The sequence below is a fragment of the Streptomyces sp. NPDC033136 genome (assembly GCF_055578235.1).
Window position 1 is genome coordinate 1 of sequence record NZ_JBVIPD010000033.1, and the last position, 14213, is coordinate 14213.

Below are 14213 nucleotides of genomic sequence, written 5' to 3' on the forward strand. Positions count from 1 at the left end.
CCCACTCCGAAAGCTTCACAAGACCAAGATATTCGAGATACACGACTAGCAACGACTATGAATGACTAGAAAACGCGTAGCAGCTTTCACCCCCCGCATCGCCCAGGCCCTGACAGGCCGCGGCCTGTGCACCGGGCGGCGTACCTGAGTACGCGTGCTCATGACGCCGCCCGTCCGGCCCCCGATGCTGGACGTATGAGAAATCGGGGAATCGTCGCGGCCGGGGCCGCGCTCGTCGTCGGGGTGCCGGTGGCCGCCTGGGGGCTGACGGGGCAGCGGAACTACGAGGGGCTGCCGGCGAGTGAACTCGACTACGCGTTCCAGCCGTGGGACGTCGGGGACGGTGTGGCCGCGGTCGCCGGGGGGATCGCGCTGGCGCTGGTGGCGGCCGGTGCCGCGGTACTCGTGCGCGGCACGCGGCGCGGGGAGATGGACCCTCGCTGGTGGGGGGTGCTCGGGCCACTGGTGGTCGTCGGGCTCATGGCCGGTGTGGGGTGGCGGATCCTGACGGCGGGGGTCGTCGGAGCCAACATCGGGGCCGGTCTGCTGATCATGTTCGGTACGCCGGTGGCAGCGGGGCTGCTGCTGTGGGCCCTGGCGTGGGGCGTATGGCTGGCGATCCAGCGGCGCGGCAGCGGAGGCATGGGCGGTTTCGCCTCGCGCGGGGTGTAGTCCGGCGACGGGGACAACGTGGCGGGACGACACGGCGGCCCCACGGCGCGACGACACGGCGGTCCCACGGCGGGGCCGCCGCCTCGACGTCCCCTGGCCGAAACCCCACCCCGCCCGGGCGACGGAGCGGACAACATCCGTATTACACCTGGAAGTTCACCTAGGTTGGTGATCCGGCCCCCCTTCCCCGCCCCAAGGAGGCCCCGCCATGTCCGACCACCGTCTGCGTGCCCGCATCGACACCTCCAAGCCGCACTCGGCCCGCTTCTGGAACTACTTCGTCGGCGGCAAGGACAACTACGAGGTCGACCGCGAGATCGGCGACCAGATCAAGTCGATCTTCCCGGGCCTGGTCGACGTGGCGGTCACCAGCCGCCGGTTCCTGGGCCGGGCCGTCCGGTATCTGGCCGGTGAGCAGGACGTGCGGCAGTTCCTCGACGTGGGCACGGGGCTGCCGACCGCCGACAACACGCACGAGGTCGCCCAGCGCGTGGCCCCGGACTCCCGGATCGTCTACGTCGACAACGATCCCGTCGTGCTGGCCCATGCAGGCGCCCTGCTCACCAGCACGCCCGAGGGCAGGACCGCGTATCTGGACGCCGACCTGTACGACCCCGAGGCCGTCCTGGAGGCCGCCGCGGGCACGCTCGACCTCTCCCGTCCGGTCGGGCTGATGATCCTCAACACGCTCGGGCACGTCGCCGACTACGAGCGGGCGCGCGAGCTGGTACGGCTGCTCATGGCCGGGCTTCCGGCCGGGAGCCACCTGGTGATCAGCGACAGCACGGCGACCAGCGAGGGCATGGTCGCCGCGTCCGAGGCCTACAACTCGAGCGGGGCCGTGCCGTATTACGTCCGCCCGGTCGCCGAGATCGCCGGGTTCTTCGACGGGCTGGAGCTGGTGGAACCGGGGGTCGTGCGGGTGCCCGAGTGGCGCCCGGACGGGGTCGATGGTGCCGGCGCGGGTGCCGTGGACGCGTACTGCGGTGTCGGGCGCAAGCCGTAGCTCCGTCCGTGGTGTGGTGGGGCGCCGTGGGGGCTGGTCGTCCGGTTCCCCGCGCCCCCGGGACGAGCGCCCTTCACCCGTCCGGGCCCATCGCCCCGGCCCCCCACCGCCCTCACGCGATAATCAGGGTCATGTCCGCCCCGCGTCCCGTCCCCGAGCCCTGCGGCCGGCTCCTGCGTGATCTGCTCGCGGTGGGTGAGGCCTACGCCCTCGTACTCGCCGGCGGGTACGCGGGGCTGGCCCACGGCCTCGTGGAGCGGGCCGGGCGGGACGTGGACCTCGCCACCGAGCACCCCGCCGGGATGGACACCATCGCCGACGCCGTCCGGACCGGGCTCGTGGCGCGCGGCTGGCTCGTGCGGACTCTGGAGACCGAGCCGCTGTCCGCCCAGTTCCTCGTCACGGACGCGGCGACCGGGGAGGAGTTCGAGGCCGGTGTCCGCAAGGAGATGCTGTGGCGCCGGCCCGTGGAGACCGGGCTCGGGCCGACGCTCTCCCTCGACGACCTCGTCGGCACCCGCGTACGGGACCTGGCCGACCGCGGACTCGCCCGCGACCTGGTCGACGTCCACGCCGCCTCGGCCCGCTGGAGCCACCCCGAGCTGGAGGAACTCGGCCGCCGTCACGCCCCCGAGACCTTCGACCTGACCGACCTCCAGGCCCGGCTGACCGGCACGGACTGGCTCGACGACCGGGCGTTCACCTCCCAGGGCATCGACGCCGAGTCCGTCGCCGGACTCCGCCGGTGGGCGCAGGAGTGGGCCGACGACATCGCCGAACGCCTCATCGAGGGCGGCGCCCCGGAGGAGAGCACCCCGGATCCCCCGAACGTCCTGGAGGCCCCGGACGCTCCGGACGCTCCGGACGAGGAGTGACCCGCACCGGTCCTCGCGGCGCTCGCGGCCCTCACGGTGACTGACCGGTCGGAACCGAAACCCCGACCGGACGAGGGGATGCTGTTGGCGAATCCGGCGGACGGGCGGCAAGTGGTGCGAGAGTCTCAGCGGCACGCCGTGCACGCGGCGTGCCGCTGAGACTGTGCGGACACTTTGGCTCCCGCCTGCCCGCCGCCATCAGCAGCAGCGTCACTCCCGCCGACGCGACGGCCATCGCCGTCATCGCCCGGGCCGGTGACGTCAGTTGGGCCACCGATCCGGCCAGCGCCGCCGCCACGCCCTGCATCGTGAGCATCCCCGCCGAGTGCAGCCCCAGGGCGTGCCCCGTCAGCCCGTCGGGAGTCAGCCTCACCAGACGCTCCTGCTGTACGAGGCTCGCGCCGAAACCGACCGAGGCCAGGGCGACGGCGACCGCCGCGACCGGCAGCGGCGGACGCAGCAGGAACGGCACGTACGGAACGGCCAGGAGCAGCAGGAGCGGGAACCCGAGGCGTGGGCGCAGCCGCGGCGGCAGCAGGCGCCCCACCAGGACGTCCCCGGCGAGCATGCCCAGCGCGGCGCAGGCGAACAGGGTGCCGGCGGACCCGGGGGCGTAGGAGACGTAGAGGGATTCGCAGCCGACGACCAGGCCGTTCGGGATCCAGAGGGCCAGATAGACCTGACGGCGGGGCGCGGACGACCAGAGCTGGGCGTTGGCGCGCAAGGTCGCCGCCACCGAGGGGCGCCCGGTCGTACGGGGTGGGCGCCTGGTCAGGCCGAGGCGGACGGCCACGGCCGCGAGGAGGTGGAGGGCGGCTGCCGTCAGCAGGGAGCTCCGCGGAGACAGCAGGGCCACGAGCGCGCCGCCGGTGGCGTAGCCGGCGATCTGCATGAGGCCGCTCATCATGTTGAACACCGAACGGCCCAGCAGATAGCCGTCCTTGGAGAGGATCTCGTTCAGCAGGCCCCAGCGCACTCCCCCGCCCACCGACTCCACCAGCCCCTTGGCCAGGACGATCCCGAGGAGCGCCCAGACGGGCAGGCCGGGCAGGGCGAGCGCCGCCGTGGCCACCGCGAAGAGCAGGGGCAGGGCCGTCAGGGCCGCGCGCGGGGGCAGCCGGTCGGCCGCCGAGAGCAGGAACGTCGCCCCCAGCACGTGCACCAGCGACGACCCGAACATGCTCACCGCCGACAGCAGCGGCGAGCCGGTCGCCCGGTACACCAGGGTGCCCAGGGCCAGGCCGCCCATCGTCTGCGCGACCGTCTGCGCCGACGAGGCCAGGAGGAACGGGGTGAACTCGGGTGTGCGGAACAGATCGCGGTAGCTGCGCATGCGCGGAGTCTCCGAGCGGTCCGTACGACGTGGTTATCGTTTCGCGCAGGTGCGAAACATCCGGAGGGGCCGATGGGCTGGTGGCAGATCAACGCCGACACCCTGGCCGGGAGCCGGTTCGTCATCTCCCCGCTCGCCGAGGCCTTCGCCTGCCTCCAGTTGCTGCATCGGGGCACACCCGCGCATCCCGGTGAACGGGCCTGGCTGCGCGACCATCTGCCCGGCTACCGGGCCCGCCTGGCCGCCGACCCCGTGACCGCGCTGCTCGTCCGCGCCGGGCTGGGGCGGTCCTGGATCGCCGACTTCCTGACGCCCACGCCGAGGGGCCGGGAGACCTTCGAGGAAGAGGTGGCACGGGTGCGGGCGGCCCGCCCCGACGAGGCCCGCGCCCATCTGCGGCTCTCCCTCGCCGACCCTCCCCCGAGTTCTCGGCTCCGCTCGACCTGGGGGGACCCTCATCCCGCCGCCCTGGACCGGGACGACCTCCCCGAGCGCGCGGCCGGCCTGCTGACGTACGTCTGGACCGAGACCGTACGCCCGGACTGGGACCGGCGCCGGCGGGTGCTGGAGGCGGACGTGGTCGCCCGGACCGCGCAGGTGAGCCGGGGCGGCTGGGCGGCGGTGCTGGACGAGCTGCGACCGGGCCGGACCCGGTGGCTGGGTGACAGCCGGCTCCAGGTGAATCTGCACGAGTACCCGCCCCGCGAGATCTCCGGCGCCGAGCTCCTGTTCGTGCCGGTCACCCCGAAGACCGGCTGGGTGTCCTGGGAGGAGCCCCACCGGTACGCGGTGGTCTACGCGTGCGACGGCGCACTCGCCGACCCCGGCGGCAGACCCGTGCCCGCGAGCCTCGGCACGTTGCTCGGGACCGCCCGTGCGGGTGTGCTGGTCCGGCTCGGCTCACCGCTGAGCACCAGCCAGCTGGTCGCCCTGACCGGGCAGGGGCTCGGCTCGGTCGGGCGGCATCTGCGGGTGCTGCTGGACGCCGGGCTGGTGGAGCGGCGGAGGGCGGGCAGGTCGGTGCTGTACGCGCGGACGGCGGCGGGGCAGGTCCTGGTGGAGGCCCAGGACCGGCCCGGCACTAGCATCCGCTCATGACGACCAGTAACGATTCCTCTCCCCTCGACGTCGAGATCGGTGCGCTGCAGGGCGGTTCGGCCGCCCTGTCCCAGTACGCGGGCAAGGCGGTGCTCGTGGTGAACGTCGCCTCCAAGTGCGGCCTGACCCCGCAGTACGCGGGCCTCGAGAAGCTCCAGGAGCAGTACGCGGAGCGCGGCTTCACCGTCCTCGGCGTGCCCTGCAACCAGTTCCTCGGGCAGGAGCCGGGCAGCTCCGAGGAGATCGCCGAGTTCTGCTCGGCGACGTACGGCGTGACCTTCCCGATGACCGAGAAGGTCGAGGTCAACGGCGAGAACCGGCACCCGCTGTACGACCGTCTGACCGGCTTCGCCGACGCCGAGGGGCACAGCGGCGACATCCGCTGGAACTTCGAGAAGTTCCTCATCGGGCGGGACGGCCAGGTCGTGGCCCGCTTCTCACCGCAGACCGAGCCGGAGTCGGCGGAGGTCGTGGCGGCGATAGAGGCCCAGCTGGCCTGACACCCCCTGCTTGACCTTGCCCCTGGGGCAGGGCCGAGCGTCTTCGTCGTCGGGCGGAGAAGCCGCCCGATGACGGAGGATGCCGTGGTGGACGTACCGGACCGCGACCTGCTCACCATCGGGGCGTTCGCCGCGCGCGCCCGGCTGTCGCCCAAGGCCCTGCGGCTGTACGACCGGCTGGGCCTGCTGGCGCCGGCGTACGTCGACGAGGCCACCGGCTACCGCTACTACCGCGCCGGCCAGGTCGAACGGGCCCGGCTCGTGGCGATGCTGCGGCAGCTGGACATGCCGCTCGCCCGGATCGCCGAGGTGGTCGCGGCGGGCGACGGGCCCGCCGCGGCGGACCTGCTCGGCGCCTACTGGGCGGATGTCGAGGCGCGGGTGGCGGGGCAGCGGACGCTCGCCGAGTACCTCCGTGGACGACTGTCGGGGAGGAGCTCCGAGATGCACGGGAAGTTCACGGTCGAGACGGTGGAGACGCCGGCGCAGGTGGTGATCACCGAGAGGCGGCACACGCTGGCGGACGAACTGCCGGCGTGGATCGGCGCGGCGCTGGGCCGGCTGGAGGAGGCGGCCCGGCGGTGCGGAGGGGTGGCCGGGGTGCCTTACGTCGCTTATCACTCCGAGGTGTCGATGGAGAGCGACGGCCCCGCGGAGGCGTGCGTACCGGTCGCCGACGAGGCGGCGGCGCGTGCGTGGGCCGAGCAGCAGGGCCGGGCGTGGGAGACGGCGGTGCGGGTGGAGCCGGCCCGGCGGCTGGCGTACACGAGGATCACCAAGGCGCAGGTGGCGCATCCGCAGATCCTGGCCGCGTTCGAGGCGGTGGAGGAGTGGATGGCGGCGGAGGGGCTGACCGCGACCGGCCCGTGCCGTGAGCTGTACTTCGCGGACTGGGCGGCGACGGGAGCCGAGGACCCGGTGTGTGACGTGGCCTTCCCGGTGAGCTGATCCGGTCAGCTGATCCGGTGAGCAGTTCAGGTGAGCAGTTCAGGTGAGCTGATCCGGTGAGTTGGCCCCCTCGGGGGCCGGCGGGCACGAGCGGAGCCCTCTCGGCAAGGACGGCGATGCTGGTCGAGAGGGCTCTGTCGGTGGTGCTTGTGCTGTTGTCCTGCGGTGACTCAGGCCTTGACCGAGGCCACGAAGGCGCTCCACGCGTCGGCGGGGAACGCCAGCTTGGGCCCCTCGGGGATCTTGGTGTCCCCGAGCTCCAGGGCCTCCTCGACGGTCGACCTGACCATCACGCAGGCGCCGTTGTTGTTGGTGTAGGAGGACGTCGTCCACGTTTCCGTGGTGCCCAGACGAATTGCCATGTTCGTTCGCTCCGTAGCCAGTTGCGTTTACGCCAACCTGTGCTCGCGGTTGGCGTGATCGACGCTACTCGCCAACCTCCTCGTACGGAGCAGCCATTCACTCGACCGGATGGCATATTCCAGGGGAGACTTCCAGTCGGGCGTGTCAGGGGTGTAGCATCCCGCGCTTCGCCCCGGCGGAAGGTCATCCTCCGACGGCCGGTCAGCGCGCGTACTCCTTCGCCACCCGCTCGATGAGCTGCCGCGACTGGTCCACGTTCAGCGACTGCGCGCGCAGGTGCTCGTACATCACCGTGTACTTCTGCACGTCGAGCGGCTTCTCCAGGTACAGGTCGCTGGTGACGCCCTCGATGTAGACCACGCTGGAATCGGCCGCGTCGGCGAACTCCAGGATCGAGTACTGGCCGTTGATGCCCGCGTGCGCGCCGACCTCGAACGGCAGGACCTGCACGGTGATGTGGGGCAGCTGCGACATCTCGATCAGGTGCTCCAGCTGCTCGCGCATCACCGGCCGACTGCCCACGACCCGGTGCAGGGACGCCTCGTCCAGCACCACCCACAGCCGCAGCGGATCGGTCTCGGCGGTGATCCGGCCCTGCCGGCGCAGCCGGACCTCGACGCGCTTGTCGTTGTCCGCCTCCGACGCCTCGGGCGAACCGCCCCGGATGATGGCCTCGGCGTACGCGCGGGTCTGCAACAGGCCGGTGATGATCTGGGGTTCGTAGACCCTGAGCGACTCGGCGTCCGTCTCCAGGCCGATGTAGACGCTGTACGGAATGTCCCCGAAGGCGTGCCACCAGCCCTGCTGCCGCGAGTCCTTGGCCATCTGCATCAGCGACTCGACGATGCGCTGGTCCTCGACCTCGTAGACCCCGCACAGGTCGCGCACGTCGCGCTGGCTGATGCTGCGCCGCCCGTTCTCCAGCCGGCTGATCTTCGACTGCGACACCAGCAGCCGCTCCGCCACCTCTTCGGCCGTCATGCCCTTGAGCTCACGGAGCCTGCGCAGCTCCTGGCCCAGCCGGCGCCGCCTGACGGTGGGATTGACATTGGACGCCACGGGACGTGCACCTCCGGCTGCGTGCCTCTACTTTGCGTATCTGCTGCTGAGCAGACTGCCACCAAGGTGCTTCCTACCGCTGGGAAATGGTGGATATGCGACGGGTACACGCCAGTTCGGGCACGGCACGCCGAGCGGGGCGGCGAGAGTCTGCGCTCTCGCCGCCCCGCTCGGACTGCGGCTCCCGTGACCGGGTTCGTGGGGTCCCGTGATGCGTGCCGGTCGTGGGTCGTACTGGTGCGGCGCGGCGCGGCTCAGTGGGCCACGGCACGCACCATGGTTCCGTGGCGCGGTTGCATCGGAACGCCTCGGGCGGGTTCCGCTGCGGGCCTGGCTCCGCCGGCGGCCTGACGGCCGGACGGGGCCGGGCTGCGGCGCGGCTGTACCGCCACGCCGTTCTGGACGTCCATCACCGCGTGCGCGACGAGACCGCCCATGGGGTCGTGCCTGATCAGGTCCCTGAGCCGGGAGCGAGAGGAACGTCCCTCGTTGCCCGGGTACAGGTGCTTGCCGAGGCCGACCGCGTGTGCCAGGGCGGCGAGCGCCGCGGTCCGCGGGTCCGGCGGTACGCCGGTGCGGATCGCGGAGTCCAGCCGGGCCCTGATCTCCCGGCTGATCTCGGTGTCCGTCGCCTGGTAGCGAGTCGTCGGCAGCACTCCGCACATCTGGCCCGCCACGGCATGCACCATGCCGCACCGCTCCAGATGCGAGAGGTAGGTCTGGCGGAGCCCCAGCCGGGGTCCGCCGATCCAATGGACGGCCCGTACGGGAGCGCCGCGCCTTCGCAGCAACTCCAACGCGCAGTCCAGAGTCGGATCTCCAGTCGGCCGTGGTACAACCACGGCGATACGATCCCCGTCTGGGGCTATCCGTCCGGCCAGCGCCAGCTCTACTAGCTGTGCTCCGGCCAGACCGAGGTCGAGCGACTGCGGCTGTGCAGTGGTACCCGTGGTCGGGTCCAATGCCAGCAACAGAAGCTCCTCCGGAAGTGTTCTGCGGCTCCTGCCCATCCATGCCTCCCCGCGTGGATGAATGACAGGGTGACCCCTCTCACATTGGTCTGTCGAGGGTGCGTGACCGGTTCGTAGTGGAACCGATAGGTATGTCGTTCTCGTCTACCGGATGGGTTTAGTCCGCACACAGGACACTGGTACATGGTTCGGACAGCGCTGGAGAGCGGTGTCAGGGCGGCGGTTCACGGTTCGGTACGCGCGCACCGGGAGTGTGGCGCGAGGAGGAGGCATCGGTGGCGGGCGAGTCCCCCGACAGGTCGAAGCAGCGCGAGTCGTCGGCAGAACCGACGTCGGGGAGCGCGGGTCCGGTTCCCGAGGCCCGGCGCGAGCCCACCGACCCGCGGCTCGCGGTGGCCCGGGACACGAAGGGTTCCTCGACGGCGGCACGCGGCGGCGTCGACACTGCGACGCGCGTGCTGTCCGTCCGGACGGCCGACGAGCCGGAGCCGACGGACGCCGAGCAGGACGCGGACGCGGCTGCGGCTGCGGACGCCGAGCAGGACGCGGACGCAGGGGCTGCCGCGGAGCGGGCGGACGACGCCGGACGGAGTGAGGGCGACCCGGACGCCGAGGATTCCGAGGACGCCGTTGCGGACGCGGAGGACGCGGAGGCTGACGCCCGGCAGGGCGAGAGCGGCTCGGGCGAGGTGTCAGAGGCCCGGCGGGGCTCGGATGCGGCGGATGACGCGGACCCCTCGCTCGCCGAGGACGCCGAGGACGCCGAGGACGCGGTAGCCGACGCCGAGCAGGCGGAGGCGCCCTCGGGTGCGGCCGACTCCGAGCAGGGCGAGGAGCCCTCGGGTGCGGACCGTGACGAGTCCCAGGAGCCCGCAGAGGCGGAGACGGCCACGGAGGGCTCTGGCGAGTCCTCGGGCTCCGGCAAGGAGGGCGCCGACGCCTCAGCCGGTGGCGACGGGCGCCTGCGCGACGCGGTGGCCGCGTGGGTCGCGTCCGCGGACCAGGACAAGAAGCCCGACGCTGCCGAGGACCAGGGCAAGCCCGCCGAGTCCGCCGAGGATGCCGCCACGGACTCCACGGAGGGCCGGCAGGCCGACGAGACCGCGGACGAGACCGCCGAGGCCGGCCCGCGCGCCCGGGACGCCCAGGAGGGCGACGAGGAGGCCGTGGAGGCGGCGTCGAAGGGCGCGCGGAGCGGCGACGACACCGACAAGCCGGAGGCGGACCGTTCCGCCGGGCCCGCGGACCCGCGCGCCTCTGGCGACACCGAGGCCGCCGCGAAGGCAGCCGCAAAGGCCGACGCGGATACGGACGCCACCCCCGCAGACGCCGAAGCCGAAGCCGAAGCCGAAGCCGAGGACGACACCGACGAGGACGACGACGGCGGCAAGCCCGCCGCACCCCCAGTCGACCAGCCCACCGCCGTCTTCAAGGCGGTACGGCCCCCGGTCGACCAGCCCACCACCATGCTGAAGCTCGGTGGTGCCCCCAAGGACACCCCCAAGGACGCTCCCAAGAACGCTCCCGAGGACGCTCCCGAGGACGCCCCCAGGAGCGCCCCCGAGACGGACGCCGAGCGGACCAGCAGGTTCGTCGCACTCAAGCCCCTGGACGATCCGGCGACACGGAAGCCCCAGGCACCCCAAGCCGCACCCCAAGCCGCACCCCAAGCCGCACCTCAGGCCGCGCCCCAAGCCGCCCCGCCCGCCGACGCCACCGCCCCCGTCCCCACCGTCGGCCCCGAGCGGACCACGCAGCAGCCGCTGCCGCCGAGGCCCCCGCTGGACCTGCTGGCGGAGCTGACGAACACCCCGCCGCCCCCGGCCACCCCGCTGCGGACGGCCGTACGCCGGGTCAAGATCTGGACGCCGCTGGCGCTGCTGCTGGTGATCGTCTTCGCGGTCGTGCAGAGTGTCCGCCCGCTCCCCTCGCCCACCCTCGAACTCACCGCCGAGGACAGCTACACCTTCGAGGGCGGCAAGGTCGACATCCCCTGGCCGGACGCGGGCCAGGCCGCGCTGGACGTCCAGGGCATCGGTTCGTTCGGCTCCTCGGGCGAGCAGAAGCCCGTGCCGATCGCCAGCGTCGCCAAGGTCATGACCGCCTACGTCATCCTGCGCGATCACCCGCTCAAGAGCGGCGCGGAAGGCCCGAAGATCGACATCGACCAGGCCGCCGAGGACCAGTCGGACGCGGGCCAGGAGTCCACCGTCGACGTCACCAAGGGCGACAAGATCACCCAGCGGGAGGCCGTGGAGAGCATCCTGATCGCGTCCGCGAACAACGTGGCGCGGCTGCTGGCCCGCTGGGACGCGGGGTCCGAGAAGGCGTTCGTGCGGAAGATGAACCAAGCCGCCCTGGACCTCGGCATGAAGAACACGACGTACACGGACCCCTCGGGCCTGAACAACACGACCGTCTCCACGGCCGTGGACCAGGTGAAGCTCGCCAAGGCGGCCATGGAGCAGCCCGTCTTCCGCGAGGTCGCGGCGATGATGTCGTACGTCGACTACAAGGGCACCAGGCACAACAACTGGAACCGCCTGGTCGGCTACAACGACGTCACCGGCATCAAGACCGGCACCACCACCTCCGCGCTCGGCAACCTCGTCTTCTCCGCGAGGAAGGACGTCAACGGCGACACCCGCCGGATCGTCGGCGCGGTCGTGCGCCAGCCGGCCGGCGGCCCCGACAACACCATCCTGGGCGCCGCGCTCCACGAGGGCGACCAGCTGATCCGGGCCGCGCAGGACGCGCTGGAGTCGGCGACGATCCTGAAGAAGGGCGATGTCGTCGGGTACGCGGACGACGGTCTCGGCGGCCGTACGCCGGTCGTCGTCACCGAGGACGTCACCGCGGTCGGATGGGCGGGCCTGTCCGTCAAGCTGACGTTCGCCGCGGACGACCTGCCGCACGAGGCCGAGGCCGGTGCGAAGGTGGGCACGCTCACTGTCGGGGACGGCAGCACCAACGCCGTGAAGGTCCCGGTCGCCCTCCAGAAGGACCTGGTGGAGCCGGGCTTCGCGGACAAGCTGACGCGGATCGGCTGAGCCGGGAAGCCGTTCCCCGCTGCCGCATCCCGCCGGTAACGGCCCGTCCGGGCGCTGCCCGGCGGGGTCTCCGCCTGCTGGTTCTCGAAGTCGGGGAGGTGAGCGTAACCCTGTAGGAGTGAGTGTCGTTGTCAGAGCGTGAATCTGACGGAATGGGCGAAGACGCAGGGCGTGCATCCGCAGACCGCGTATCGCTGGTTCCGTGAGGGAATGTTGCCGGTACCGGCTCAGCGGGTCGGGCCGCGCACGATCCTGGTGAACATCGATGCGAACACCACGCCCGACGCCATCGGCGGTCTGGGGCTGTATGCCCGCGTGTCCTCGCACGATCAGAAAGCCGATCTGGAACGCCAGGTCGCTCGGCTGTCGGCGTGGGCAGCGAAGGCCGGTCACCGAGTCGTTCGTGTGGAGGCGGAGATCGCTTCCGGGATGAACGGCTGTCGTTCCAAGGCCCGGCGTCTGCTGGCCGACCCGAACGTGAGCACCGTGGTGGTGGAGCACAAGGACCGGCTCGGCCGGATGAACGTCGAACTTGTCGAGGCTGCCTTGTCCGCGACGGGCCGTCGCCTGCTGGTAGTGGACGACGGCGAGGTCGAAGACGACCTGGTGCGGGACATGGTGGAGGTACTGACGTCGTTCTGCGCCCGTCTGTACGGGCGCAGGTCGGCGAAGAACCGCGCCCGCAAGGCACTGGAAGCCGCCGAACGTGGCTGACCTCCGCCCGATCGCCGCGCCGTTCGTCGCTCTCGGCCCGTCCGGTGTGGCGGTACGTACCCGGCTGGGGGACCTCACGCCCGCGGATGAGAAGGTTCTGCGCTTGGTGGGTGCGCACCTGGGCTCGCTCGCCTCGAAGGACCTCAAAACGCGTTGCGCCGACGGCCTGGAGCACTCCACCGAGTCATGGGCGGCCCGTAAGCGGGACCTGACGGCCGAGTCGTCGTCCAGGTGGGCCGGGTCGATCACGAAGGCCACGCATGACCAGTGGGCGCTCGCCCGGCGCGGCCAGGCCGCGCACGTCCAGTCCCTCGAAGCCGGTATCACGACGATCCGGCACCGGCTGTCGCTGCCGGTCGGGGAGAAGGGCACCAAGCGGACTTTGGGGGGCTACCGCTGCGCGCGCGAGTGGTTCCACAAAGCGCGCCGCCTGCATGTGCTGGAGGACCGGCTCGACCGTGTTCGGGCCGACCGGGAAGCGGGCCGGGTGCACATCGTGCGTGGCGGTAAGCGTCTGCTGGGCACCCGCAGCAACCTCGAAAAGACGCAGCTCACCGAGGTCCAGTGGCGTGAGCGGTGGGAGGCCGGGCGCTGGTTCCTCCAGGCGGACGGCGAGTCGGGGAAAAGGTTCGGCAACGAGACGATCCGCATCACGCCCGGGGGTGAAGTATCGATCAGACTCCCGGCCCCGCTCGCCGGCCTGGCGAACGCCAAGCACGGCCGGTACGTACTCACTGCCAAGGCACGGTTCCCGCACCGGGGGCATGAGTGGGCCGACCGTGTGCAGGCGAACCGGGCCGTGGCCTACCGCATCCACTACGACACGCGGCGCGGGCGCTGGTACGTGGACGCCTCCTGGCAGATCCCACCCACCAAGACGATCCCACTCGAAGCCGCCCTCACCGATGGCGTGATCGGCGTCGACACCAACGCCGACCACCTCGCCGCATGGCGCCTGGACACTCACGGCAACCCGACCGGCCGGCCGCGCCGGTTCTTCTACGACCTCTCCGGCAACGCCCAGCACCGCGACGCCCAGCTACGTCACGCCCTCACGCGGCTGCTGAACTGGGCCAAGACCTGCGGCGTGAAGGCCATCGCGGTCGAAGACCTCGACTTCCAGACCGAGAAGACCAGAGAGAAGCACGGGCGCAAGCGCCGATTTCGGCAACTCATCTCCGGCATGCCCACCGGCAAGCTCCGCGCCCGGCTGACCTCCATGGCCGACGCCACAGGTATCGCGATCATCGCCGTGGACCCGGCCTACACCAGCAAGTGGGGCGCCCAGCACTGGCAAAGGCCGATGGCCGGCCCCAACCGTAAGACCACCCGGCACGATGCGGCGAGCATCGCGATCGGACGACGCGCCCAGGGACACCCGATCCGGCGACGGACGACACCGCCCCGTGCACACCAGAGCGATGTGCACGAGCATCGGACCATCCAGGCCGACCGGCGTGCCCCTGAGCGTGAGGGACCCCGCCCCCGCATCCCCGGACCACGGACACGATCCGTGCCACCGGACGCGGCGAGTACGCGGGCAACCAGGACATCCAAAACCGTTCGGGGTGTCCGCAGTGACCAGGTGTGGGTCCAAGACTCACTCCAGCTCACTGGTTAGGAA

At 71.6% G+C, this 14213-nt stretch carries 13 protein-coding genes; 9 read left to right on the top strand and 4 right to left on the bottom strand.

Annotated features, from left to right (window positions below; all coding sequences use genetic code 11):
• Positions 1 to 195: 195 nt before the first annotated feature.
• The 3 genes from ACZ5TL_RS36575 (at position 196) to ACZ5TL_RS36585 (ending at position 2553) form a co-directional block, all read left to right on the top strand.
• Positions 196 to 672, top strand: a complete 477-nt coding sequence (locus tag ACZ5TL_RS36575; RefSeq protein ID WP_468595103.1) for a hypothetical protein — start codon at positions 196 to 198, stop codon at positions 670 to 672.
• A gap of 208 nt (positions 673 to 880) precedes the next feature.
• On the top strand, positions 881 to 1678 hold the full coding sequence (locus ACZ5TL_RS36580; RefSeq protein WP_468595104.1) for an SAM-dependent methyltransferase: 798 nt from the start codon (positions 881 to 883) through the stop codon (positions 1676 to 1678).
• 131 nt (positions 1679 to 1809) lie between these two features.
• The gene (locus tag ACZ5TL_RS36585; protein WP_468595105.1) at positions 1810 to 2553 is read left to right on the top strand and encodes a nucleotidyl transferase AbiEii/AbiGii toxin family protein; all 744 of its coding nucleotides are present in this window, start codon (positions 1810 to 1812) and stop codon (positions 2551 to 2553) included.
• A 31-nt stretch (positions 2554 to 2584) separates the two neighbouring features.
• Here the strand turns inward: ACZ5TL_RS36585 and ACZ5TL_RS36590 are convergent, their stop codons facing one another.
• Positions 2585 to 3886: an MFS transporter gene (locus ACZ5TL_RS36590; protein WP_468595106.1), complete on the bottom strand. Its 1302-nt coding sequence runs from the start codon at positions 3884 to 3886 to the stop codon at positions 2585 to 2587.
• A 72-nt stretch (positions 3887 to 3958) separates the two neighbouring features.
• Between ACZ5TL_RS36590 and ACZ5TL_RS36595 the strand changes: the two genes are divergently transcribed.
• The 3 genes from ACZ5TL_RS36595 to ACZ5TL_RS36605 all read left to right on the top strand — a co-directional run bounded on the left by ACZ5TL_RS36595 (position 3959) and on the right by ACZ5TL_RS36605 (position 6432).
• Entirely contained in the window at positions 3959 to 4984 is a 1026-nt protein-coding gene (locus tag ACZ5TL_RS36595) for an ArsR/SmtB family transcription factor (protein WP_468595107.1), read from the top strand.
• The gene (locus ACZ5TL_RS36600) at positions 4981 to 5484 is read left to right on the top strand and encodes a glutathione peroxidase (RefSeq protein WP_468595108.1); all 504 of its coding nucleotides are present in this window, start codon (positions 4981 to 4983) and stop codon (positions 5482 to 5484) included. The genes ACZ5TL_RS36595 and ACZ5TL_RS36600 overlap by 4 nt, the downstream gene beginning before the upstream one ends.
• A gap of 69 nt (positions 5485 to 5553) precedes the next feature.
• Positions 5554 to 6432, top strand: a complete 879-nt coding sequence (locus tag ACZ5TL_RS36605) for a MerR family transcriptional regulator (protein ID WP_468595109.1) — start codon at positions 5554 to 5556, stop codon at positions 6430 to 6432.
• 170 nt (positions 6433 to 6602) lie between these two features.
• Here ACZ5TL_RS36605 and ACZ5TL_RS36610 read toward each other — a convergent pair whose 3' ends face one another.
• From ACZ5TL_RS36610 to ACZ5TL_RS36620, 3 genes are all read right to left on the bottom strand, one after another.
• Positions 6603 to 6794 carry a DUF397 domain-containing protein gene (locus ACZ5TL_RS36610; RefSeq protein WP_468595110.1) on the bottom strand — a complete coding sequence of 64 codons (192 nt, stop codon included), beginning with the start codon at positions 6792 to 6794 and terminating at the stop codon, positions 6603 to 6605.
• A gap of 202 nt (positions 6795 to 6996) precedes the next feature.
• A complete protein-coding gene (locus ACZ5TL_RS36615) occupies positions 6997 to 7854 on the bottom strand; it encodes a helix-turn-helix domain-containing protein (protein ID WP_468595111.1) in 858 nt (285 codons plus the stop codon).
• A gap of 254 nt (positions 7855 to 8108) precedes the next feature.
• On the bottom strand, positions 8109 to 8864 hold the full coding sequence (locus ACZ5TL_RS36620; RefSeq protein ID WP_468595112.1) for a GOLPH3/VPS74 family protein: 756 nt from the start codon (positions 8862 to 8864) through the stop codon (positions 8109 to 8111).
• 236 nt (positions 8865 to 9100) lie between these two features.
• Between ACZ5TL_RS36620 and ACZ5TL_RS36625 the strand changes: the two genes are divergently transcribed.
• The 3 genes from ACZ5TL_RS36625 (at position 9101) to ACZ5TL_RS36635 (ending at position 14210) form a co-directional block, all read left to right on the top strand.
• A complete protein-coding gene (locus ACZ5TL_RS36625; protein ID WP_468595113.1) occupies positions 9101 to 11875 on the top strand; it encodes a D-alanyl-D-alanine carboxypeptidase in 2775 nt (924 codons plus the stop codon).
• 138 nt (positions 11876 to 12013) lie between these two features.
• Complete coding sequence (locus ACZ5TL_RS36630; protein WP_468595114.1) at positions 12014 to 12589, top strand: IS607 family transposase; 576 nt, start codon at positions 12014 to 12016, stop codon at positions 12587 to 12589.
• The gene (locus tag ACZ5TL_RS36635; RefSeq protein WP_468595115.1) at positions 12582 to 14210 is read left to right on the top strand and encodes a nuclease/transposase family protein; all 1629 of its coding nucleotides are present in this window, start codon (positions 12582 to 12584) and stop codon (positions 14208 to 14210) included. The genes ACZ5TL_RS36630 and ACZ5TL_RS36635 overlap by 8 nt, the downstream gene beginning before the upstream one ends.
• The last annotated feature ends 3 nt before the right edge of the window (positions 14211 to 14213 follow it).

Excerpts from the sequence above, each read along its gene's own strand:
- ACZ5TL_RS36575 (WP_468595103.1), top strand. The coding sequence starts at position 196 with ATGAGAAATCGGGGAATCGTCGCGGCCGGGGCCGCGCTCGTCGTCGGG.
- ACZ5TL_RS36580 (WP_468595104.1), top strand. The coding sequence starts at position 881 with ATGTCCGACCACCGTCTGCGTGCCCGCATCGACACCTCCAAGCCGCAC.
- ACZ5TL_RS36585 (WP_468595105.1), top strand. The coding sequence starts at position 1,810 with ATGTCCGCCCCGCGTCCCGTCCCCGAGCCCTGCGGCCGGCTCCTGCGT.
- ACZ5TL_RS36590 (WP_468595106.1), bottom strand. The coding sequence starts at position 3,886 with ATGCGCAGCTACCGCGATCTGTTCCGCACACCCGAGTTCACCCCGTTC.
- ACZ5TL_RS36595 (WP_468595107.1), top strand. The coding sequence starts at position 3,959 with ATGGGCTGGTGGCAGATCAACGCCGACACCCTGGCCGGGAGCCGGTTC.
- ACZ5TL_RS36600 (WP_468595108.1), top strand. The coding sequence starts at position 4,981 with ATGACGACCAGTAACGATTCCTCTCCCCTCGACGTCGAGATCGGTGCG.
- ACZ5TL_RS36605 (WP_468595109.1), top strand. The coding sequence starts at position 5,554 with ATGACGGAGGATGCCGTGGTGGACGTACCGGACCGCGACCTGCTCACC.
- ACZ5TL_RS36610 (WP_468595110.1), bottom strand. The coding sequence starts at position 6,794 with ATGGCAATTCGTCTGGGCACCACGGAAACGTGGACGACGTCCTCCTAC.
- ACZ5TL_RS36620 (WP_468595112.1), bottom strand. The coding sequence starts at position 8,864 with ATGGGCAGGAGCCGCAGAACACTTCCGGAGGAGCTTCTGTTGCTGGCA.